Annotated in this window: 14 protein-coding genes, 1 pseudogene and 1 other annotated feature; of the genes and pseudogenes, 3 read left to right on the top strand and 12 right to left on the bottom strand. The window is 38.2% G+C overall.

Annotated features, from left to right (window positions below; all coding sequences use genetic code 11):
• Positions 1–52: 52 nt before the first annotated feature.
• Both AB3I72_RS12220 and AB3I72_RS12215 read right to left on the bottom strand, forming a co-directional pair.
• Positions 53–712: an HAD family phosphatase gene (locus AB3I72_RS12220; protein WP_002385286.1), complete on the bottom strand. Its 660-nt coding sequence runs from the start codon at positions 710–712 to the stop codon at positions 53–55.
• Positions 696–2,018 (bottom strand): folylpolyglutamate synthase/dihydrofolate synthase family protein, encoded by a 1,323-nt coding sequence (locus tag AB3I72_RS12215; protein WP_078122472.1) that lies wholly within the window; start codon positions 2,016–2,018, stop codon positions 696–698. The genes AB3I72_RS12220 and AB3I72_RS12215 overlap by 17 nt, the downstream gene beginning before the upstream one ends.
• Positions 2,019–2,266: 248 nt before the next feature.
• Between AB3I72_RS12215 and AB3I72_RS12210 the strand changes: the two genes are divergently transcribed.
• Positions 2,267–4,831, top strand: a complete 2,565-nt coding sequence (locus AB3I72_RS12210; protein WP_078122471.1) for a YfhO family protein — start codon at positions 2,267–2,269, stop codon at positions 4,829–4,831.
• Entirely contained in the window at positions 4,824–5,423 is a 600-nt protein-coding gene (locus tag AB3I72_RS12205) for a TVP38/TMEM64 family protein (protein ID WP_002355114.1), read from the top strand. Before AB3I72_RS12210 ends, AB3I72_RS12205 begins: the two co-directional genes overlap by 8 nt.
• A gap of 46 nt (positions 5,424–5,469) precedes the next feature.
• On the opposite strand, the gene AB3I72_RS12200 is transcribed toward AB3I72_RS12205, so the two are convergent.
• From AB3I72_RS12200 to AB3I72_RS12170, 7 genes are all read right to left on the bottom strand, one after another.
• Complete coding sequence (locus AB3I72_RS12200; RefSeq protein ID WP_078122470.1) at positions 5,470–8,112, bottom strand: valine--tRNA ligase; 2,643 nt, start codon at positions 8,110–8,112, stop codon at positions 5,470–5,472.
• A gap of 102 nt (positions 8,113–8,214) precedes the next feature.
• Positions 8,215–8,454 (bottom strand) — a binding site (T-box leader).
• A gap of 49 nt (positions 8,455–8,503) precedes the next feature.
• Positions 8,504–8,992 carry a thiol peroxidase gene (tpx, locus tag AB3I72_RS12195; protein ID WP_002367321.1) on the bottom strand — a complete coding sequence of 163 codons (489 nt, stop codon included), beginning with the start codon at positions 8,990–8,992 and terminating at the stop codon, positions 8,504–8,506.
• 63 nt (positions 8,993–9,055) lie between these two features.
• Entirely contained in the window at positions 9,056–9,703 is a 648-nt protein-coding gene (locus AB3I72_RS12190) for a redox-sensing transcriptional repressor Rex (protein WP_002365189.1), read from the bottom strand.
• A gap of 129 nt (positions 9,704–9,832) precedes the next feature.
• Positions 9,833–11,047: a tRNA uracil 4-sulfurtransferase ThiI gene (thiI, locus tag AB3I72_RS12185; protein WP_078122468.1), complete on the bottom strand. Its 1,215-nt coding sequence runs from the start codon at positions 11,045–11,047 to the stop codon at positions 9,833–9,835.
• A 159-nt stretch (positions 11,048–11,206) separates the two neighbouring features.
• Positions 11,207–12,520, bottom strand: a complete 1,314-nt coding sequence (locus AB3I72_RS12180) for an NCS2 family permease (RefSeq protein WP_002355107.1) — start codon at positions 12,518–12,520, stop codon at positions 11,207–11,209.
• A 181-nt stretch (positions 12,521–12,701) separates the two neighbouring features.
• Complete coding sequence (locus AB3I72_RS12175; RefSeq protein ID WP_002415874.1) at positions 12,702–13,439, bottom strand: SDR family oxidoreductase; 738 nt, start codon at positions 13,437–13,439, stop codon at positions 12,702–12,704.
• Positions 13,439–14,020: a DapH/DapD/GlmU-related protein gene (locus AB3I72_RS12170; protein ID WP_002370029.1), complete on the bottom strand. Its 582-nt coding sequence runs from the start codon at positions 14,018–14,020 to the stop codon at positions 13,439–13,441. The genes AB3I72_RS12175 and AB3I72_RS12170 overlap by 1 nt, the downstream gene beginning before the upstream one ends.
• A gap of 107 nt (positions 14,021–14,127) precedes the next feature.
• On the opposite strand from AB3I72_RS12170, the pseudogene AB3I72_RS12165 reads away from it, so the two are divergent.
• Positions 14,128–14,968, top strand: a pseudogene (locus tag AB3I72_RS12165) (LysR family transcriptional regulator).
• 19 nt (positions 14,969–14,987) lie between these two features.
• On the opposite strand, the gene AB3I72_RS12160 reads toward AB3I72_RS12165, so the two are convergent.
• From AB3I72_RS12160 to rbsK, 3 genes are read right to left on the bottom strand one after another with little or no spacing between them, the layout of a single operon-like run.
• On the bottom strand, positions 14,988–15,875 hold the full coding sequence (locus tag AB3I72_RS12160) for a ribose/proton symporter RbsU (protein WP_016614484.1): 888 nt from the start codon (positions 15,873–15,875) through the stop codon (positions 14,988–14,990).
• A gap of 20 nt (positions 15,876–15,895) precedes the next feature.
• The gene (gene rbsD / locus AB3I72_RS12155) at positions 15,896–16,291 is read right to left on the bottom strand and encodes a D-ribose pyranase (RefSeq protein WP_002355102.1); all 396 of its coding nucleotides are present in this window, start codon (positions 16,289–16,291) and stop codon (positions 15,896–15,898) included.
• 15 nt (positions 16,292–16,306) lie between these two features.
• Positions 16,307–17,224 carry a ribokinase gene (rbsK, locus tag AB3I72_RS12150; protein ID WP_002381157.1) on the bottom strand — a complete coding sequence of 306 codons (918 nt, stop codon included), beginning with the start codon at positions 17,222–17,224 and terminating at the stop codon, positions 16,307–16,309.
• Positions 17,225–17,247 lie beyond the last annotated feature (23 nt).

The following is a 17,247-nucleotide window of genomic DNA, read 5'->3' as shown; positions in this document are numbered from 1 at the left end:
AAAACCTCCTTTGCTAGTCATTAATAAACTACGCAAAGGAGTGTTGTTTTTATTATTTTAAATAATGTGGCGCTTGATGTAAACTCTCCAAGACATGTAATGTTTTCTCTTGGATAACTTCAGTTGGTTGCAATAAATCAGGTACCATGATCACTGGAATGCCCGCACTATGAGCCGCACTTACCCCATGAAATGAGTCTTCGAAAATCAAGGTTTTCGGGGCTTCTGTTCCTAAAAGTTGACGAGCTTTTTGAAAAATTTCTGGGTCCGGTTTTGCTCGTTTAACATCCTCTGCTGAAACGATCCCTACAAAACGATCCTGAATCCCAGCATGGCTTAATAACATTTCAATTGCTGGACGGACGTTACTTGAAGCAACTAATCGAGGAATTTTTTGATCATCTAAAAAGTCGAGAAATTCCACCACCCCTGGTTTTAAAGGGACGTTACCAGATCGAAACTCTTGCAAGGTATCATCATAAGAACGGCGGATAAATTCTTCCACTGTGTCGTGACCATAAGATGCATAAATACGTCGGTAATTCTCTTGTACTTCTTCATCGGAAATCCCAACATAGTCTAAATAGACTTCTTTACTATATGGTAACCCCATTGCATCTGCTACTTTTTGAGTAGATGTATAGTAAATCAACTCCGTATCAAAAAGCAACCCATCCATATCAAAAATTACGCCATCAAATTTCTTCATCATTTCCTCCTATAGTTAAAAGTAATTCTCTTACTTGAGAAACAAAATATAATGAACCTGTTACTAATAATAAATCATCTGTCGACATTTTTTCTAAAATTTCGCCTAAGCCAAATTGCCATAAAGACACAATTTCTGTTAAATCGTCTTCATATTTTTCCATTTCTGTAAGTGCAATAGCTTTAGGGTAATCAAAGCTAGTTAAGTAAAGATGCGCATTCGGTACTTGCTTTAAGTCCTGAATCATCTCATCCACATCTTTAGTTGCTAAAGCTGAAAATAAAATATGAATCGTGTGTTGTGGAAACTCTTTGCGCAAGTTTTCAACTAAGCGTTTTACTGCATGATCATTGTGGGCACCATCTAAAACAATCAACGGTTCATCACTAAGACGTTCCATTCGAGCTGGCCATTGCGCTTTAGCTAACCCTTGAGTAATGTCTCGTTCTTTAAACGGCAAATGTTGTAGTTGACAATACTTGTCAAATAATTGAATAGCTACCGCCGCGTTTTCTACTTGGTGACGCCCCAACAAGGGAACTTTAATTTTTGTCAGTTTGCCCATTTCTCCATAGAAATTAAATACTTCCCCCCATTGTGTATCAGGATGTAGATATTCCACTTGATACTCTTTGCCAAAACGAAAAATTGGACTCTGTTTTTCTTGTGCGACTTTTTCAATGACTGCTAGCGCATCAGCACAAATATTGCCTGTTACTACTGGGACTTTTTCTTTAATAATACCCGCTTTTTGATAGGCAATTTCAGCAATTGTTTCACCTAAAATTTCTGTGTGATCCTTCCCAATTGTCGTAATTCCCGTCAATAATGGCTTCACGACATTGGTGCTATCAAGTAATCCACCTAAGCCAACTTCAACAACGGCGATATCCACTTGTTCATTCACGAAATAGTCCAAGGCCATTCCTGTCAATGTTTCGAATTCTGTAATTCCAGCCACTTCAGTGATCTGGTCTAATTCTTTAATGATTGGTTGATACTTTTCCACATAGGTAATCAATTGTTCGTCTGAAATTGGTTGACCATTTATCGTAATTCTTTCATTAAATGATTCAATATAAGGAGAGGTAAAGGTTCCGACTTTCAAGCCCATTTCTTCTAATAGACAGCGTAAATATGTCACGGTTGAGCCTTTACCATTGGTTCCTGCGATATGAATCGTTGGCACTTTGTTTTCTGGATGATCAATTTTTTCTAATAACGCATTAATCCGATCCAAACCAGGTCTTGAACCAAAGGGTAACCGGCTATGAATCCATTCAATGGCTTCTTCTATTGTTAATTGCATCTTGTCCAACTCCTTGTCTTCTTCTACATTATAACTAAGTTAGGTGACTTTTTCACTAATAACCAATTGAAACTTTTTCTTGAAAACTTTTTGCATTTTTCATAATTTTGCGTTATTAGCGGATACATTAATGAACTTATGGTAAACTAACATTCTGGATGGTTCGTTCCAGCCAGCCAATTAAAAACTATTTTTAGAGCGTTTAACACGCTTATTCATGATTTTTTTATAAAGGTGGACTTATTTTGATGAAAAACAAATCGAAGCTTTTATGGTTAGGAAGTTTTTTCTTGCCGTTTTTACTTCTGTTGCTTGTATGGATGACATTACAACTTGCGCCTTTTGGTGACAACAACTTATTAGTTAGTGATTTAGGCACACAATACATGCCTTTCTTGAGTTTTTTAAAACGCTCTTTTCACGAGGGAATAACTACATTCTACTCTTTTTCCAATGAGATTGGTGAGTCGATTGTTCCTTTGGCAGCCTATTACTTACTGAGCCCTTTTAATGTGTTGGCTTTCTTTTTTCCTTATGAACAATTACCTATAGCAATTTTATGGATTATTACCTTAAAACTTGCCTTGATGGGCACTACGATGTTTAGCTATTTAAAATACACCTATCAAAAAGTTGATGGCACCACGTTACTTTTTTCAACGTCCTATAGTTTCTGTGGCTTTGTCACCGTCTATAGCCAAAACTTTATGTGGTTGGATGCACTGATTCTATTCCCGCTTATCTTATTGGGACTCCAACGTTTATGGGATCAACGCAAATGGGGCTTATACAGTATAACCCTGTTTTTAGCCATTGTGACGAATTACTACATGGGTTATATGATTTGTCTCTTTGCTGTTTTGTACAGTATCTATTGGTTCTTTAAAAAGAATACCCAAGCCCATGCTATTCGGCAATTTTTTAAACAAAGTCCGTTATTCATCCTCGTTTCTTTTTTAACAGGAACTGCAACTAGCTTTTTATTATTACCTGCAGCAGAAGGGATGCTCTATACAAAAAAAGCAGATTTTGATGTCTCGACGTTCTTTTTAACGCCTAAGTTCAACACTTCGTTCTTCTCGCAATTAGGCTTAGGTTCTATTAATTATGAGTTGCGTTTAGACCATTTACCAACCGTTTTTGCTGGATTATTTGTGACACTCCTCTGTGTTGCCTATTTTCAAACGAAACAAATTGCGTTAAAAGAAAGAATAGCTTCAGCGATTCTTTTATTCATTCTCTTTTTAAGCTTTTGGTTAGAAGCCTTTAACACTGTCTGGCACATGTTTCAAAGCCCAGCTGGTTTCCCTTACCGAAATGTCTTTATTTTTAGCTTTTTATTGATTGTCTTTGCCTATGAAGTTTGGCTTAAAAAAGTGACCATTCCTTGGACCGCACCTATTATTTTTAGTCTGCTGTTAGTCATTGGCTACGGATCTTTGTATTATGGTCCACAAAAGAATCTCTTAATTTCGATCAATTATTTATGGCTAAGTTTACTTTTTATTTGGTTGATTTTCGTTTGCTTGCGTTTAGCACACAAAAAGGCCTTAAGAAACTATGTAGTCGTGGCTTTATTCTTACTTGTCAGCACGGAATTAACAACGAATTTCTGGATTTCTTTTAAACACATGCCCTTTGGTAGCCAAGCAACATTTGCCCAAGATTACCGAAAACACAGCCAATTAATCGATGAAAAAATGGCCTCAGCACCAGAACTTTATCGCATGAAACAAGTCATTCCTTCCAAAGAAACAGGGTTCCGTGAAATCAATAACGGCTACAATAATCCTTTACTTTATGGCTATGCTGGCGTTTCTAGCTATACTTCGACTTTAACTGCCACTACCCAAGACACATTAAGTGCGCTAGGTTTATATCGAAAAAATGATCGCCGGATTGCTTATGTGGATAATTCACAATTAACCAATTTACTTTTAAATGTGAAATATGACTTTTTACCAATTGAAAAACCTACGAGTGAAAAATTGCTAAAAACAGTTGGTTCCACGAAAATCATGGAAAATGATGAAGCGATCGGTATGGGCTTTTTGGCGCCAACCGCATTAACCAAGTTAAAATTAGCAAAAAATAATCCTTTAGATGCCCAAGAAGAACTCCTGCAAACGCTCGTGCCGACGGATAAACCTTACTTTAAAACAGCTTCGTTGATAAATGAACCTCATCATACCAACGAAACAATTGAAGCAACCTTTAAAGTGAATAGCACTGGCGACTTGCATCTTTATATTCCGAATTTAAAATGGAAAAAGGTTACACAATTGAAGGTAAACCAACAAGTTATCTCGACGCCAATTTATATTGCAACCAATCAACTGTTCAATTTAGGGCATTTTGAAAAAGGAACTACCGTGACCCTGTCACTAACTGCTGAACAAGTGGTTGATTTAACTAATTGGCAGCTTCAAACTTTAGACCAAACAGCCTTTAATCGTGCGGTTGACAAATTACGCCAACAAGCTCTTCACGTGAACCTAACTAAAAAAGGCCACTTAAATGGCGCACTGAATGTAACTGGAAATGATACTCAGTTACTGTATACGTCCATTCCTTATGACCAAGATTGGCAAGTCAAATCGTCGCTACAAAAAGAACCCTTAAAAACACAACGCATTCTAGGTGGCTTTTTAGCTGTTGAAGTTCCAGCTGGCAAACAGCAGTTAACCTTTGCCTATCATCCAAGAATGATTTATCTCGGCACTGCCGTCAGCGGAACGATTTTACTGGGAACGGCTGGTTATCTTGGCTTTAAAAAATACCGTCGAAAACGTCAGGAGGCCACTCATGACTAATCAGAAAAAATTTTTAAATGGACTCATTCGGTGGCTACCCCTAGTGGGACTTGTGCTTTTCTTCGGCTTAATTTTATGGGGATATTCCAGAGGAATTTTTCATTCTGTTGCTTCATTGCAAGCTTTTATTAAACAGTTTGGTAACTATGCGGTTCTGTGTTTCATTCTTTTACAAATCGTCCAAGTGATTATTCCTATTCTACCTGGAGGAATCTCTTCTGTTGCAGGAATGTTGATGTTTGGCAATTTGCAAGGCCTTTTGTATAGCTATCTTGGGTTGATTATTGGTGAGTTTATTGGCTTTTTACTAGTTCGTTACTATGGACGTAGCTTTGTAAAAATAATCCTTTCACCCAATAAATACAAAAAATTTGAAGAGATTTTAGACAAAAATGAACACAATGTCAAAAAGCTCTTAATCTTTACTATGTTAGTCCCCTTCGCTCCAGATGATATTGTTTGTTTAGTGGCGGGAATTACAGATATTTCTTTAAAAGAATTCATGAAAATTGTTCTTTTATTGAAATTCTGGTCTGTGGCTACTTACAGCTACTTAATGTTGTATTTGTTTCAATTATTTGGCAAATTATAACAAAAAGACAACAAAACCAACGTTTGGTTTTGTTGTCTTTTCTTTTTTAGATTGAACGTAATTGGGCAATCCGTTCTTTGACAGCCTCTTGTTTTTCAAGGTAGTCTTTTTCTTTTGCACGTTCTGCTTCCACGACCTCATCTGGTGCGTTTGACACAAAACGTTCATTTGAAAGCTTGCCTTGCACACGTTTGACTTCTTTTGTCCATTTGTCTAATTCTTTTTCTAAGCGAGCAATTTCTTCCTCGATATTAATCAACCCAGCTAATGGTAGGAATAGTTCTGCACCTGTTAATACAGCGGACATGGCTAATTCTGGCGCTTCTATTTCACGACTGATGACTAATTCCTCTGGGTTACAGAAGCGTTCTAAGTAGCTAGTATTAGCTGTTAAAAATTCTTCTACTTCTGTATCGTTTGTTTTAATTAACAAGGTAATTGGTTTAGAAAGTGGTGTATTCACTTCTGCTCGAATATTCCGAACCGAACGAATAACTTCTTTCAGAACTTCCATTCCTCGAGCTGCTGCTTCATCGTTAAATTCTTCATGAACAACTGGGTACTCTGCCACAACCAATGACTCACCTTGATGCGGAATTTTCTCCCAAATTTCTTCTGTTACAAACGGCATAATTGGATGCAATAAGCGTAAGATTTGATCCAATGTGTACACCAAGATGCTCCGTGTTGTTTGTTTAGCTACTTCATTGTCTCCGTAAAGAATCTCTTTACTCATTTCAATATACCAATCACAGAAATCATCCCAGATGAAGTTGTATAATTGGCGACCTGCTTCACCGAATTCAAAACGATCAAATAATTCTGTCACACGAGCGACTGTTTCGTTTAAGCGCGTTAAAATCCAACGATCAGCGACAGTCTTTTCACCACTAAAGTCAATATCTGCAGCAGTCATACCTTCTACATTCATGATAACGAAGCGACTTGCATTCCAGATCTTATTGATAAAGTTCCAAGAAGCATCCATTTTTTCATAACTAAAACGAACATCTTGACCTGGAGCTGAACCATTTGATAAGAACCAACGTAACGCATCTGCACCATATTTTTCGATGACATCCATTGGATCAATCCCATTCCCCAATGATTTACTCATTTTGCGTCCTTGCTCATCACGAATTAAGCCATGAATTAAGACATTTTGGAAGGGACGTTCACCTGTAAACTCTAAACTTTGGAAAATCATACGACTCACCCAGAAGAAGATGATGTCATAGCCAGTAACTAATGTGCTTGTTGGGAAGTAACGTTGATAATCTTCGCTTGCTTCATCTGGCCAACCCATCGTTGAAAATGGCCATAAAGCAGAACTAAACCATGTATCTAAGACGTCACTATCTTGAACCCAGTTTTCACTGTCGGCTGGCTCTTCCATCCCAACATACATCTCGCCCGTTTCTTTGTGATACCAAGCAGGAATTTGATGGCCCCACCATAATTGTCGCGAAATAACCCAGTCATGTACATTTTCCATCCAACGTAAAAATGTTTGATTGAAGCGTGGTGGATAAAATTCAACAGCGTCTTCTGTTTCTTGATTTTTCATTGCTTTTTCAGCTAATGGTCCCATTTTTACAAACCATTGGGTCGATAAACGCGGTTCCACGACAACGCCTGTTCGTTCTGAATGGCCCACGCTGTGATTCATTGTTTCGATCTTAATTAAGCGACCTAGTTCTTTCAAGTCAGAGACAATCGCTTTACGTGCGGCAAAACGATCCATTCCTTCGTATTTTCCAGCCAGTTCATTCATCGTGCCGTCTTCGTTCATAACATTTACTCGAGGTAAGTCATGACGATTACCGACTTCAAAGTCATTTGGATCATGGGCAGGTGTTATTTTTACAACCCCTGTTCCAAATTCCATATCTACATAGTCATCTGCAATAATTGGAATTTCTTTATCGACTAATGGCAAGACAACTGTCTTACCAATAAGTTCCTGATACCGTTCATCTTCTGGATGGACCGCAATCGCCGTATCTCCCAACATTGTTTCAGGACGCGTTGTCGCAATTTCAACAACACCAGAACCATCTGATAATGGGTAGCTCATGTGGTAAAAAGCTCCTTCAATATCTTTATGGATTACTTCAATATCAGACAATGCTGTTTTCGCTTTCGGATCCCAGTTAATGATATACTCACCACGGTAAATCAAATCTTTCTCGTAAAGAGAGACAAACACTTTACGAACAGCCTCAGATAGCCCTTCATCTAAAGTGAAACGTTCACGGCTGTAATCTAAAGAAAGACCCATTTTTGCCCACTGTTCACGAATGTGAGAAGCATATTCTTCTTTCCATTCCCACACTTGATCAACAAATTTTTCACGACCTAAGTCGTAACGTGAAATTCCTTGTTGTGCTAGTTTCTCTTCTACTTTTGCTTGCGTGGCAATTCCGGCATGGTCCATTCCTGGTAGCCATAACGTATCAAATCCTTGCATTCTTTTTTGGCGGATAATCATATCTTGTAATGTTGTATCCCAAGCATGCCCTAAGTGTAGCTTCCCTGTTACATTAGGTGGTGGAATAACAATTGAATAGGGCTTCGCTTTTTTGTCGCCACTTGGTTTAAATAAATCTTGATCTAGCCATTTTTGATAACGGCCAGCTTCGATTTCTGTCGGTTGATATTTCGTTGGTAAGTTTTTTTCTTCTGACATTTTTTCCCCTTCTTTCTTAAAATACGCGATTTGGAGCGGTAATTATTTTACAAATGAGTTTTTTGGGCTAAACACTAAAATACGCCCTAAAATACTTTCGTATTTTAGGGCGTAGATTCATCTTATTTACGCGGTACCACCTAAATTGCATTTGAATTGAATTCATTCAAATGCCACTCATTCGTGAGATAACGTTCACGAAACGAATCGTTCTACTAACGTACTGTGTTCAAACCATTGACTCACAAGCTACCTTCTCACTGGTTGTGTAAAAGTCTTGCACCTGAACGACTTTTTCTCTAAAACGACGCCAATGATACTCCTCTTGTTCGCTGTCTTTGCTTCATTCTACAATGAAGCGCAAGCAAAGTCAATTTGTAATCTAGAGGGATTACACTTTTTTTGCAGCTTCTAACGCTTGTTGATAATCGGGTTCCGACGAAACTTCTGAGACGATTTCTTCATAAACTAACGTTCCTTCTGGGTCAATCACAAAAATAGCACGTGCTAAACGGCCCATTTCTGGAATATACAAACCATAAGCTGCACCAAATGAGTCTTCAGTATCATGAAGCATTTCCATTTCGACACCCTCAGCGGCACACCAATTTGCTTGTTCTTCAACTGTGTTATTGGAAATCGTGATAATCTGAACACCGTCTAATTTCGCCGCTTCTTGATTGAAACGTTTCGTTTGCAGTGAACAAACACGTGTGTCGATATCAGGAACCACACTAATTAAAACCGTTTTACCTTTATAATCTGCCAAGTTGATTTCTTGGTTGTTTAAATTTTTCAAAGAAAAGACGGGGGCTTTTGTGCCAACTTCGGGCTGTTCACCTGTCAATTCTAATACGTGCCCTTTTCTTGTAACATTCATTCTGAAATCCTCCTTTTCCACTTTCAATAATAAGTATAGTAGAGGATTTTTATGAAGACAATTTTATTGCTTTGGGCTATTTGCTAGTGAAAAAGTTTCATTAAAATAAATCAGTGTTTGCAGTTCCGTTGTTAAATCAATATACTGCACACTAACGTTGGCTGGCACACTGACACGGTCTGGCGCAAAATTTAAAATCGCAGTCACACCCGCTTGAACAATTTTGTCGATGGCTTTTTGGGCATGGTGACTTGGTACTGTAGAAATGGCTACCGTGACCCCTTCTTGTCGAACGAATGCTTCTAACTCAGACATATCATGAACTAATAATCCATTAATCGTGGTGCCAACTAAAGCCGAATCATTATCAAAAGCACAGACAATATTCAAATTCTCGTTGCGTCTAAAATTATTTTTTAATAATGCCTTGCCTAAATTGCCACAACCAATCAGAGCAATTCTTTTTTCTTCTTGCGTATTTAAAATATTACTAAATACCTCAATTAAATACGGCACATCGTAACCATAACCGCTTCGGCCCAGTTCACCAACGTGGGAAAAATCACGCCGAATCGTTGCAGAAGGAATCTGGATCATTTCACTAAACTCTCGTGATTTAATGCGTTTAACACCAGAATCCCCTAACATTTTTAAATAACGTAAATAAACCGGCAAACGTTTTGCCGTTGCTTTAGGCATTTTTTTCTCCATCCTCTGTCCTCCTTGTTACCTACTTCACATATTCAGTTTATCACGGTTCCCCTCTCCGAGCAACTTGTTTGTGAAATAAGTACAAAATAAATACAGTGACGTCTAAGCGACCGTCACTGTATTTATTTCTTATAGGAAATCTGCAAATTCGTCTTCTTGTTTATCTTTCGCTGTTTCTGCTGAAATCTCTGTAATTTTGAGTCCTTCTAAGGCCCGAGCCATTAAACCTTCTAAGTCTAAGCGCGCTTCATAATCTTGCGCTTTATCCAAGCGAGGTCGTGTTTTCGGTTGCGGTGGCGCAAAAATTGTACAACAATCTTCGAAGGGTTGGATGGCTAATTCAAACGTGTCAATTTTTTCGGCAATTTCGATAATTTCTGTCTTATCCATTGAAACAACGGGTCGAATTATCGGTGTTGAGGTAACCTCATTAATTGCTACCATACTTTGAAGTGTTTGCGAAGCCACTTGTCCTAACGATTCACCGTTAATAATGACTAAACCTTTCCGCATTTCACGAATTGTATCTGTTAAGCGTAACATTAAACGTCGTGTAATGGTCATTAAGTAGCCTTGGGGAACGACTCGTTTTATTTCTTCTTGAATTTCTGTAAAGGGCACTTCAATAAATTGAATAGTTCCTACATAAGGGACTAATTTTTCAGCTAAATCTTTAGCCTTTTGTAACGCTTGTTCACTTGTATAAGGCGGACTAGCAAAATGGACAGCTTCCACTTCCACGCCACGTTTCATAGCTAAATAACCAGCAACTGGTGAATCAATGCCTCCTGACAACATCAACATACCACGACCACTGGTGCCCACTGGCAATCCACCCGCACCGCGAATCGTTTCATAAGATAAATACGCCGCATCTTTACGAATTTCAATTCTTAAGTTAATATCAGGCTTTTTCATTTGTACTTGAATTTCCGGAATGGCCTCGATAACAGCGCCACCTAATTCTTGATTCAAGCCATTTGAATCAAGTTCAAATGAATGGTCCGAGCGTTTAGCAGTAATTTTAAATGTCTTACCTGGCGTATAAACTTCCCGAACAACCTCTTGAACCATTGCACGAATCGCTGGCATTTCTTTTTCAATACGAATACTTGGTGAAAAATTTTGAATCCCAAACACTTTACTTAGTTTCGGAATCACTTCTTCACTATCTTCCCCATTTAATAAAATATGCATTCTGTCTCGATCTGCATGGATTTTCAATGCTGGAAAATCAGCTAACGCACGTTTCACATTTTGTGCTAACTGCATGATAAACGTTTTACGATTTTTTCCTTTAGTTGATAATTCGCCATAGCGAACCATAATTTCTGTATATTTCACTCAATTAATTCCTCTCTGTTCCTGTATCTTCACAGGTCAATGTCTTTGCAAATTATACATCAAATAAGGGGCGTTTTTCTAGTGCTTAGTCGAAAAAAAATAGTTGATTCATAAGTTCATTGTCTTATGAATCAACTATTTAATAACTTTCTCTCTTACTTATTGCGCATTCAGGATCCACATGAATCCGACAAAAACAAAGAACAAGCCATACATAATTGGCGAAACTTCTTTCCCACGTTTTGCCGCAATCATTGTAATTGGATAGAAGATAAAGCCTAAGGCAATCCCATCTGAAATGCTATATGTCAATGGCATTCCTAACAAGATTAAGAAGGAAGGAATCGCAATTTCCATCTCGTTCCATTTAATTTTGCTTAAGGATTGTGCCATCAAAACACCAACAATAATCAACGCTGGTGCTGTAACTTGCGAAGTGACAACTGCTAACAAAGGAGAAAATAGCAAGCTGAAAATAAATAAAATCCCGGTTGTAATAGCTGTGATTCCTGAACGACCACCCACAGCAATCCCCGCAGATGATTCGACATATGCGCCAACTGGCGATGTTCCTAGTAGAGAACCAGCTAACATCGCTGTTGAATCAGCGGCTAAAGCTTTCCCCACACGCGGCATTTTATTGTCCTTCATAAAACCTGCTTGATTGGCTAAGCCCACCAACGTACCAGCCGTATCAAAGAATGTTACTAATAGGAACGTTAAAACCACGACCCACATTTGAATCGTATTGATATCTTTCACATGTCCTAACGCCACTAAAAATGTTGGTTCTAAACTTGGCGCGCTTGAAATAATCTTATCAGGCATTGGAATAACGCCTGTCGCTAAACCAACAATCGTTGAAATCGCCATCCCAATAAAAATACCACCAGGCACTCGACGAACTAACAAAATTGCAGTTACGACTAAGCCGACAATGGTGACCCACGTTGAGCCAACGTTCAAAGGTCCTAAGCCAACGAGTGTCGCATCATTAGCCACAATTAAGCCACCTTGGCTTAAACCAAGAAAAGCAATAAACAACCCGATCCCACCTGAAATGGCAAATTTCAAGTCTGCAGGAATTGCATCAATAATTAGCTCGCGTAATTTAAAAATTGTAATTAAAATAAATATCAATGAAGCCACAAAAACGCCTGCTAATGTCGTTTGCCAAGGAATCCCCATACCAACAGAGACTGAATAAGCAAAGAATGCATTAATTCCTAAAGCTGGTGCTGTCGCAATCGGATATTTCGCCAACACACCCATTAAAATACAACCTAAGGCACTCGCTAAAGCGGTGGCAGTAAAAACAGCGCCTTCGTCCATGCCAGAAGCACCAAGTACGGTTGGATTAACGAACAAAATATACGCCATTGAGATAAATGTGGTGAAACCAGCTAACATTTCTCGTTTCATATTCGTATTCAATTGTTCAAGTTCAAAATATGAACTTATTTTTTCTTTCATGTTCCGTCCTCCTAAAATCTAAATATTTTACAATGTTCGTAAAATATTCAATTTATTAATGAAACAACGTGTTTAATCATATAATAAACCAACAAATAAGTAAATATCAAATTCTAAATTCTGTAAAAAACGAACAATCACGATTTAAAAAAGTATTCCTTTCTAGGAATACTTTTTTAAATTAAATCGTTTGTGTGGTCGGGCGAACAACCATTTCACTGATTGACATACGATCTGGCGTGTCTATGGCAAAGACCACCGCTTGCGCAATGTCTTCCGCCTTTAAGCCCCAACTTAACTGTTCTAGATGTAACGTTTCAGCTACTACTCGATTAGAAATTGTTTGATAAAGTTCTGTTTGTACAGCACCTGGTGAAATAATCGTTGATTTAATGTTATTCTCTCTTTGTTCTTGTCGCAATCCTTCCATAATTGCTCGAACAGCAAACTTTGTTCCACAGTAGACAGCCGAATCTGGATAAACGACATGTCCTGCCACAGAATCAGTAGCAATAATCTGCCCTGATTTTTGTTCAACCATAATTGGAAGAACTGCCGCAATGCCATTTAAAACACCCATAATATTAATATCTAGCATTTGACGCCATTCTCCTTTTGGTGCTTCAATAAGAGGCGCCGTTGGCATAACTCCTGCATTGTTAAAAAGAACATCAATTCGTCCATATTTTTCCATTGTAAGCTTGATTACACGCTGAACTTCCTCTTCTTTCGTTACATCTGCTTGTTGCACGAGAATCGTTGCTTCAGGAAGTTCTTTTTTTATAGCAATTAAACGTTCTTGTCGACGTGCTGCAATGACTAACTTCGCTCCTTTTCTGGCAAGTAAACGGGCTGTTGCCTCACCGATGCCACTGGAAGCGCCCATGATAATAATAACTTTTTCTGATAATGATTTCATTATATTTCCTCCTTATCTTCCTGAATCCAACGAATAATTTTAGCTGGTGTTCCTGCAACAATAGCGTTAGCTGGCACATCTTTAGTTACAGTCGCATTAGCTGCTACGATAGCATTTTCACCAATCGTAATACCTGGTAAAACAGTGACACCCGCGCCTAACCACGCAAATTTTTTAATGGTAATTGGTGCTAGCAATACACCTCGCCGTTTCATTGGCAGTTCCGGATGATTGACACTTAAGAGATTAACGCGCGGCCCAATTAAAACATTGTCTTCAATTATAATGCCCCCTAAATCAACAAACATAGCTGCCCGATTAATAAAAATATTTTTACCAAAATGTATATTGCGTCCAAAATCTGTATAAAAAGGCAATAAAATCGTAACGGTTTCGTCAATTTTGTCTTGGATAATCGTGGCAAGAAGATTCCTTACTTCATTATGTGTGTAGGCTTGTTGATTTAATTCTATTAAATAGCGACTATTTTCCTCTTGAATCTGATGAATAAGTTGAAATAGTGGTTCATCTTTATCAATGCTACCTGTTGCAACTAGTTCTTGGAGATTTTTTGTAAGCATTACTAATCGCCTCCTTTTGCTAAATTTATCGTAATACGTGACAACTCCTCTGTCTAATACTTATAATAAATAGATAAGTATGCGTTTTAGTTATAGGAGGGAAAGTAATGGAATTACGAGTGATTCACTATTTCTTAGCAGTGGTCCAAGAAAAAACGATTAGTGGCGCAGCCAAACAACTGCATGTATCACAACCAACATTATCTAAGCAATTAAAAGAATTAGAGGAAGAATTAGGCGTGACATTATTTATACGAGGAAATCGACAAATACAACTAACACCTGAAGGAGAATATTTAGCTAAACAAGGGCAAGATATTTTAAGCTTAGCGAATAAAACAGTCACCAACTTGTCGCAAAATGAATTCATTAATGGCGAAATCACGATTGGTGGCGGCGAAACAAAAGCTATGTCTTTTTTAGCGAATGCACTACAACAAATAACAAGCCAGCACTCAGCTGATATTCACCTTCATTTATACAGTGGGAATGCAGATGATGTAATAGAACGGCTAGACAAAGGATTATTAGATTTTGGTTTAATTATTGAGCCTGCACCTAAACAAAAATATAGCTATTTAACATTACCAATTGTAGATACATGGGGCTTAATTACTGTAAAGGACCATCCCTTAGCCACTAAAAATGTTATTACTGCAGCCGATTTAAAAGAAGAACCTTTATTTATTTCTCGACAAGCACAAGTTCCGAATCGTTGGGACCTACAACTTACTTTACAACGCTTCACTGATGGTAGAAGCTGGGCTAGGTAGCGCCCTAAGCATTGATGGTATTCTAGAAACAAAGCAAACAAATTTACGTTTTATCCCGCTATATCCTGCTTTAACAGCCAAAATTAGTTTAATTTGGCGCAAAAATACGGTTCTTTCCACAGCTGCTGCATTATTTTTAGAACAAATAAAAAAAAGTATTCAACGCCCTGAATAATAGGTCGTTGAATACTTTTTTAAATCATCACTGTGATCGTAGCTGCTGCCAAAATCAAAACTAAGCCGATAATCGTTACGGTCATTTCCTTGGCTGTTTTCTTTTGACCTAAGAACCAAATACCTGTCAACGTTGCAAGCACAACTGATGTTTGGGATAGAATAAAGCCCGTTGCCAAGCCATTCATATCTGGCTGCGCTGAAATTAAATAAGTTAACGCTGCAAAGGCGAAGAAAAAGCCTGAAAAAATTTGTTTGTAAGAAACAGTTTCTATAAATGGCGATGTTTCCCCACCCTTAATAGTGACAACTGCTGAATAAATAACTGCGACAATTACCATGCCTATTGCTTGTGGTAAAAAGGCATGCATGCCATCAATTGCCGTCGCTTGGGGTGCTGCAGAGTACGCCCAATAGCCGATTTCACCAACGGCTAATAGAAGAACTGCTTTTTTCATAATCCCAGCACTCTCAGCGGACTCCGTTTCCGACCAGACCGTCATTTTGGCACCAATCATGATTAACACTAAGGCAAATGCGCCTAACAATTTGGCTGTCGCACCTGGCCAGTTTCCTAAGAAAAAGACACCCCAGAGAGAAGCACCTAAAAGTTGGAACGCGGTCGTTACTGGCATGGCACGTGATGAACCAATCATCGTGAAGCATTTAAATGTAATGATTTGCGCACAGGCCCAACCGACACCAGATAAAATTGAAAAGAATAAATCCATGCCCGTTGGAAAAGCTAAACCATTAATCATTGAAAAAATAGCGGCAAAAATTAATGTTCCTAAACTGGTACCAAGAATTTGATTCACTGGACGACCACCAATTTTGGAAGCGATTGTTGGGAAAAGCCCCCAACCTAGAAGCGGTCCTAAACCGATTAATAATGCAGTCGCATTCATCTCTATTTCCCCTCTCTCGTTTAAAAGACAACGTTACTTTCTAATAAAATATTTGCGTAAGGGGTCATTTCCCCTGTCCGAATAAATGCATGGCAGTTGTTTAATTCTTGTTTCATTTCTGTATGAGGAATAAAACTGATGGGAGTTTCTGGTAAACGAGTTTTAATTGCTGTCAACATATCAGGATTTTCTGTTTTAATTTCTTCTGCTAAATAAATTCGTTGAACTGCCAATTCCTCAAGAACATTGTTTAAAACTTCCATAAAACTAGGGACACCATTAGTAACTGCTAAATCAATTTTTTCTGTAGTCCGAGGCACAGGCATGCCTGCATCACCAATACTTAATTTATCAAAATGACCCATTTGTGCGATAACGCGGGAAATATCTGAATTAATAACTTTTGTTTTTTTCATGTCGCTCGCTCCTTTTTATTTGTCTGCCAATTCGTGTTGATAAGGAATCGAAGGTTGGGCTCCAAAACGTTGAACAGTCAACGAGGACGCCTTGTTTCCATAACGAATAGCTTCTTCCAAATTGCTAAAGTCTTTCTCTAATATACTACTTAATGCACCAATAAAAGTATCGCCAGCAGCCGTTGTATCAACCGCTTTCACTTTAAAAGCAGGCACAATACCACTTCGTCCATTGACGTCATAAAAGGCGCCTTTACTACCTACTGTAATAATTACTGCTTCAATCCCTAATTGATGAAGTGCTTCTGCAGCTTTACGCATACTCGCTTCATCTGTGATTTTAATGCCTGTCAAAATTTCGGTTTCTGTTTCATTTGGTACAATCATATCTGTCACGTTTAGTAATTCTTCAGGAACTTGTTCTAACGCAGGTGCGGGATTTAAAATCGTTTTGACGCCTGCTTTTTTAGCAATTTTAAACGCTGCAATCGTACTATCAATCGCACTTTCAAATTGGGCAATCACAAAATCACTTTTTTCAATAATTTCTTGATGTTCCTGGACTTGTTTTGGCGTAAAGGCGTTATTGGCTCCCGCGTAAATCATAATGCTATTTTCACCAGCGTTATCTACCATAATAAAGGCTTGGCCAGTAGCTGTTTTCTCTAAAGTGGTGACCCCAGTTAAATTAATTTCATCTTGACTCATTAAATCAGTCATCATAGCTCCAGCGCCATCATTTCCCACAGCACCAATAAAATATGTTTCTGCGCCTGAACGTTTCGCTGCAACTGCTTGGTTTGCTCCTTTACCACCACCTGCTGTAAAATGTTCAATGGCGTGAATTGTTTCGCCTGGTTTTGGCATTTCTTTGACTCTTAATGTTGTGTCTAAATTGATACTTCCGATAATTGTAACCGCGTTCATTTTCATCCACCTCAATAAAATTTATTTTT

Origin of the sequence: Enterococcus sp. GC34, assembly GCF_040886645.1 — a bacterium.
In the GTDB taxonomy this organism is placed as follows: domain Bacteria; phylum Bacillota; class Bacilli; order Lactobacillales; family Enterococcaceae; genus Enterococcus; species Enterococcus faecalis.
Note: the sequence above shows the minus strand (reverse complement) of the source record. Positions and strands in the feature narration are given on the sequence as shown.

Excerpts from the sequence above, each read along its gene's own strand:
- AB3I72_RS12190 (WP_002365189.1), bottom strand. The coding sequence starts at position 9,703 with ATGGAGAAAAAAATGCCTAAAGCAACGGCAAAACGTTTGCCGGTTTAT.
- rbsK (WP_002381157.1), bottom strand. The coding sequence starts at position 17,224 with ATGAAAATGAACGCGGTTACAATTATCGGAAGTATCAATTTAGACACA.
- AB3I72_RS12175 (WP_002415874.1), bottom strand. The coding sequence starts at position 13,439 with ATGAAATCATTATCAGAAAAAGTTATTATTATCATGGGCGCTTCCAGT.
- AB3I72_RS12180 (WP_002355107.1), bottom strand. The coding sequence starts at position 12,520 with ATGAAAGAAAAAATAAGTTCATATTTTGAACTTGAACAATTGAATACG.
- AB3I72_RS12205 (WP_002355114.1), top strand. The coding sequence starts at position 4,824 with ATGACTAATCAGAAAAAATTTTTAAATGGACTCATTCGGTGGCTACCC.
- AB3I72_RS12170 (WP_002370029.1), bottom strand. The coding sequence starts at position 14,020 with ATGCTTACAAAAAATCTCCAAGAACTAGTTGCAACAGGTAGCATTGAT.
- tpx (WP_002367321.1), bottom strand. The coding sequence starts at position 8,992 with ATGAATGTTACAAGAAAAGGGCACGTATTAGAATTGACAGGTGAACAG.
- AB3I72_RS12200 (WP_078122470.1), bottom strand. The coding sequence starts at position 8,112 with ATGTCAGAAGAAAAAAACTTACCAACGAAATATCAACCGACAGAAATC.
- AB3I72_RS12220 (WP_002385286.1), bottom strand. The coding sequence starts at position 712 with ATGATGAAGAAATTTGATGGCGTAATTTTTGATATGGATGGGTTGCTT.
- rbsD (WP_002355102.1), bottom strand. The coding sequence starts at position 16,291 with ATGAAAAAAACAAAAGTTATTAATTCAGATATTTCCCGCGTTATCGCA.
- AB3I72_RS12210 (WP_078122471.1), top strand. The coding sequence starts at position 2,267 with ATGAAAAACAAATCGAAGCTTTTATGGTTAGGAAGTTTTTTCTTGCCG.
- AB3I72_RS12215 (WP_078122472.1), bottom strand. The coding sequence starts at position 2,018 with ATGCAATTAACAATAGAAGAAGCCATTGAATGGATTCATAGCCGGTTA.
- AB3I72_RS12160 (WP_016614484.1), bottom strand. The coding sequence starts at position 15,875 with ATGAATGCGACTGCATTATTAATCGGTTTAGGACCGCTTCTAGGTTGG.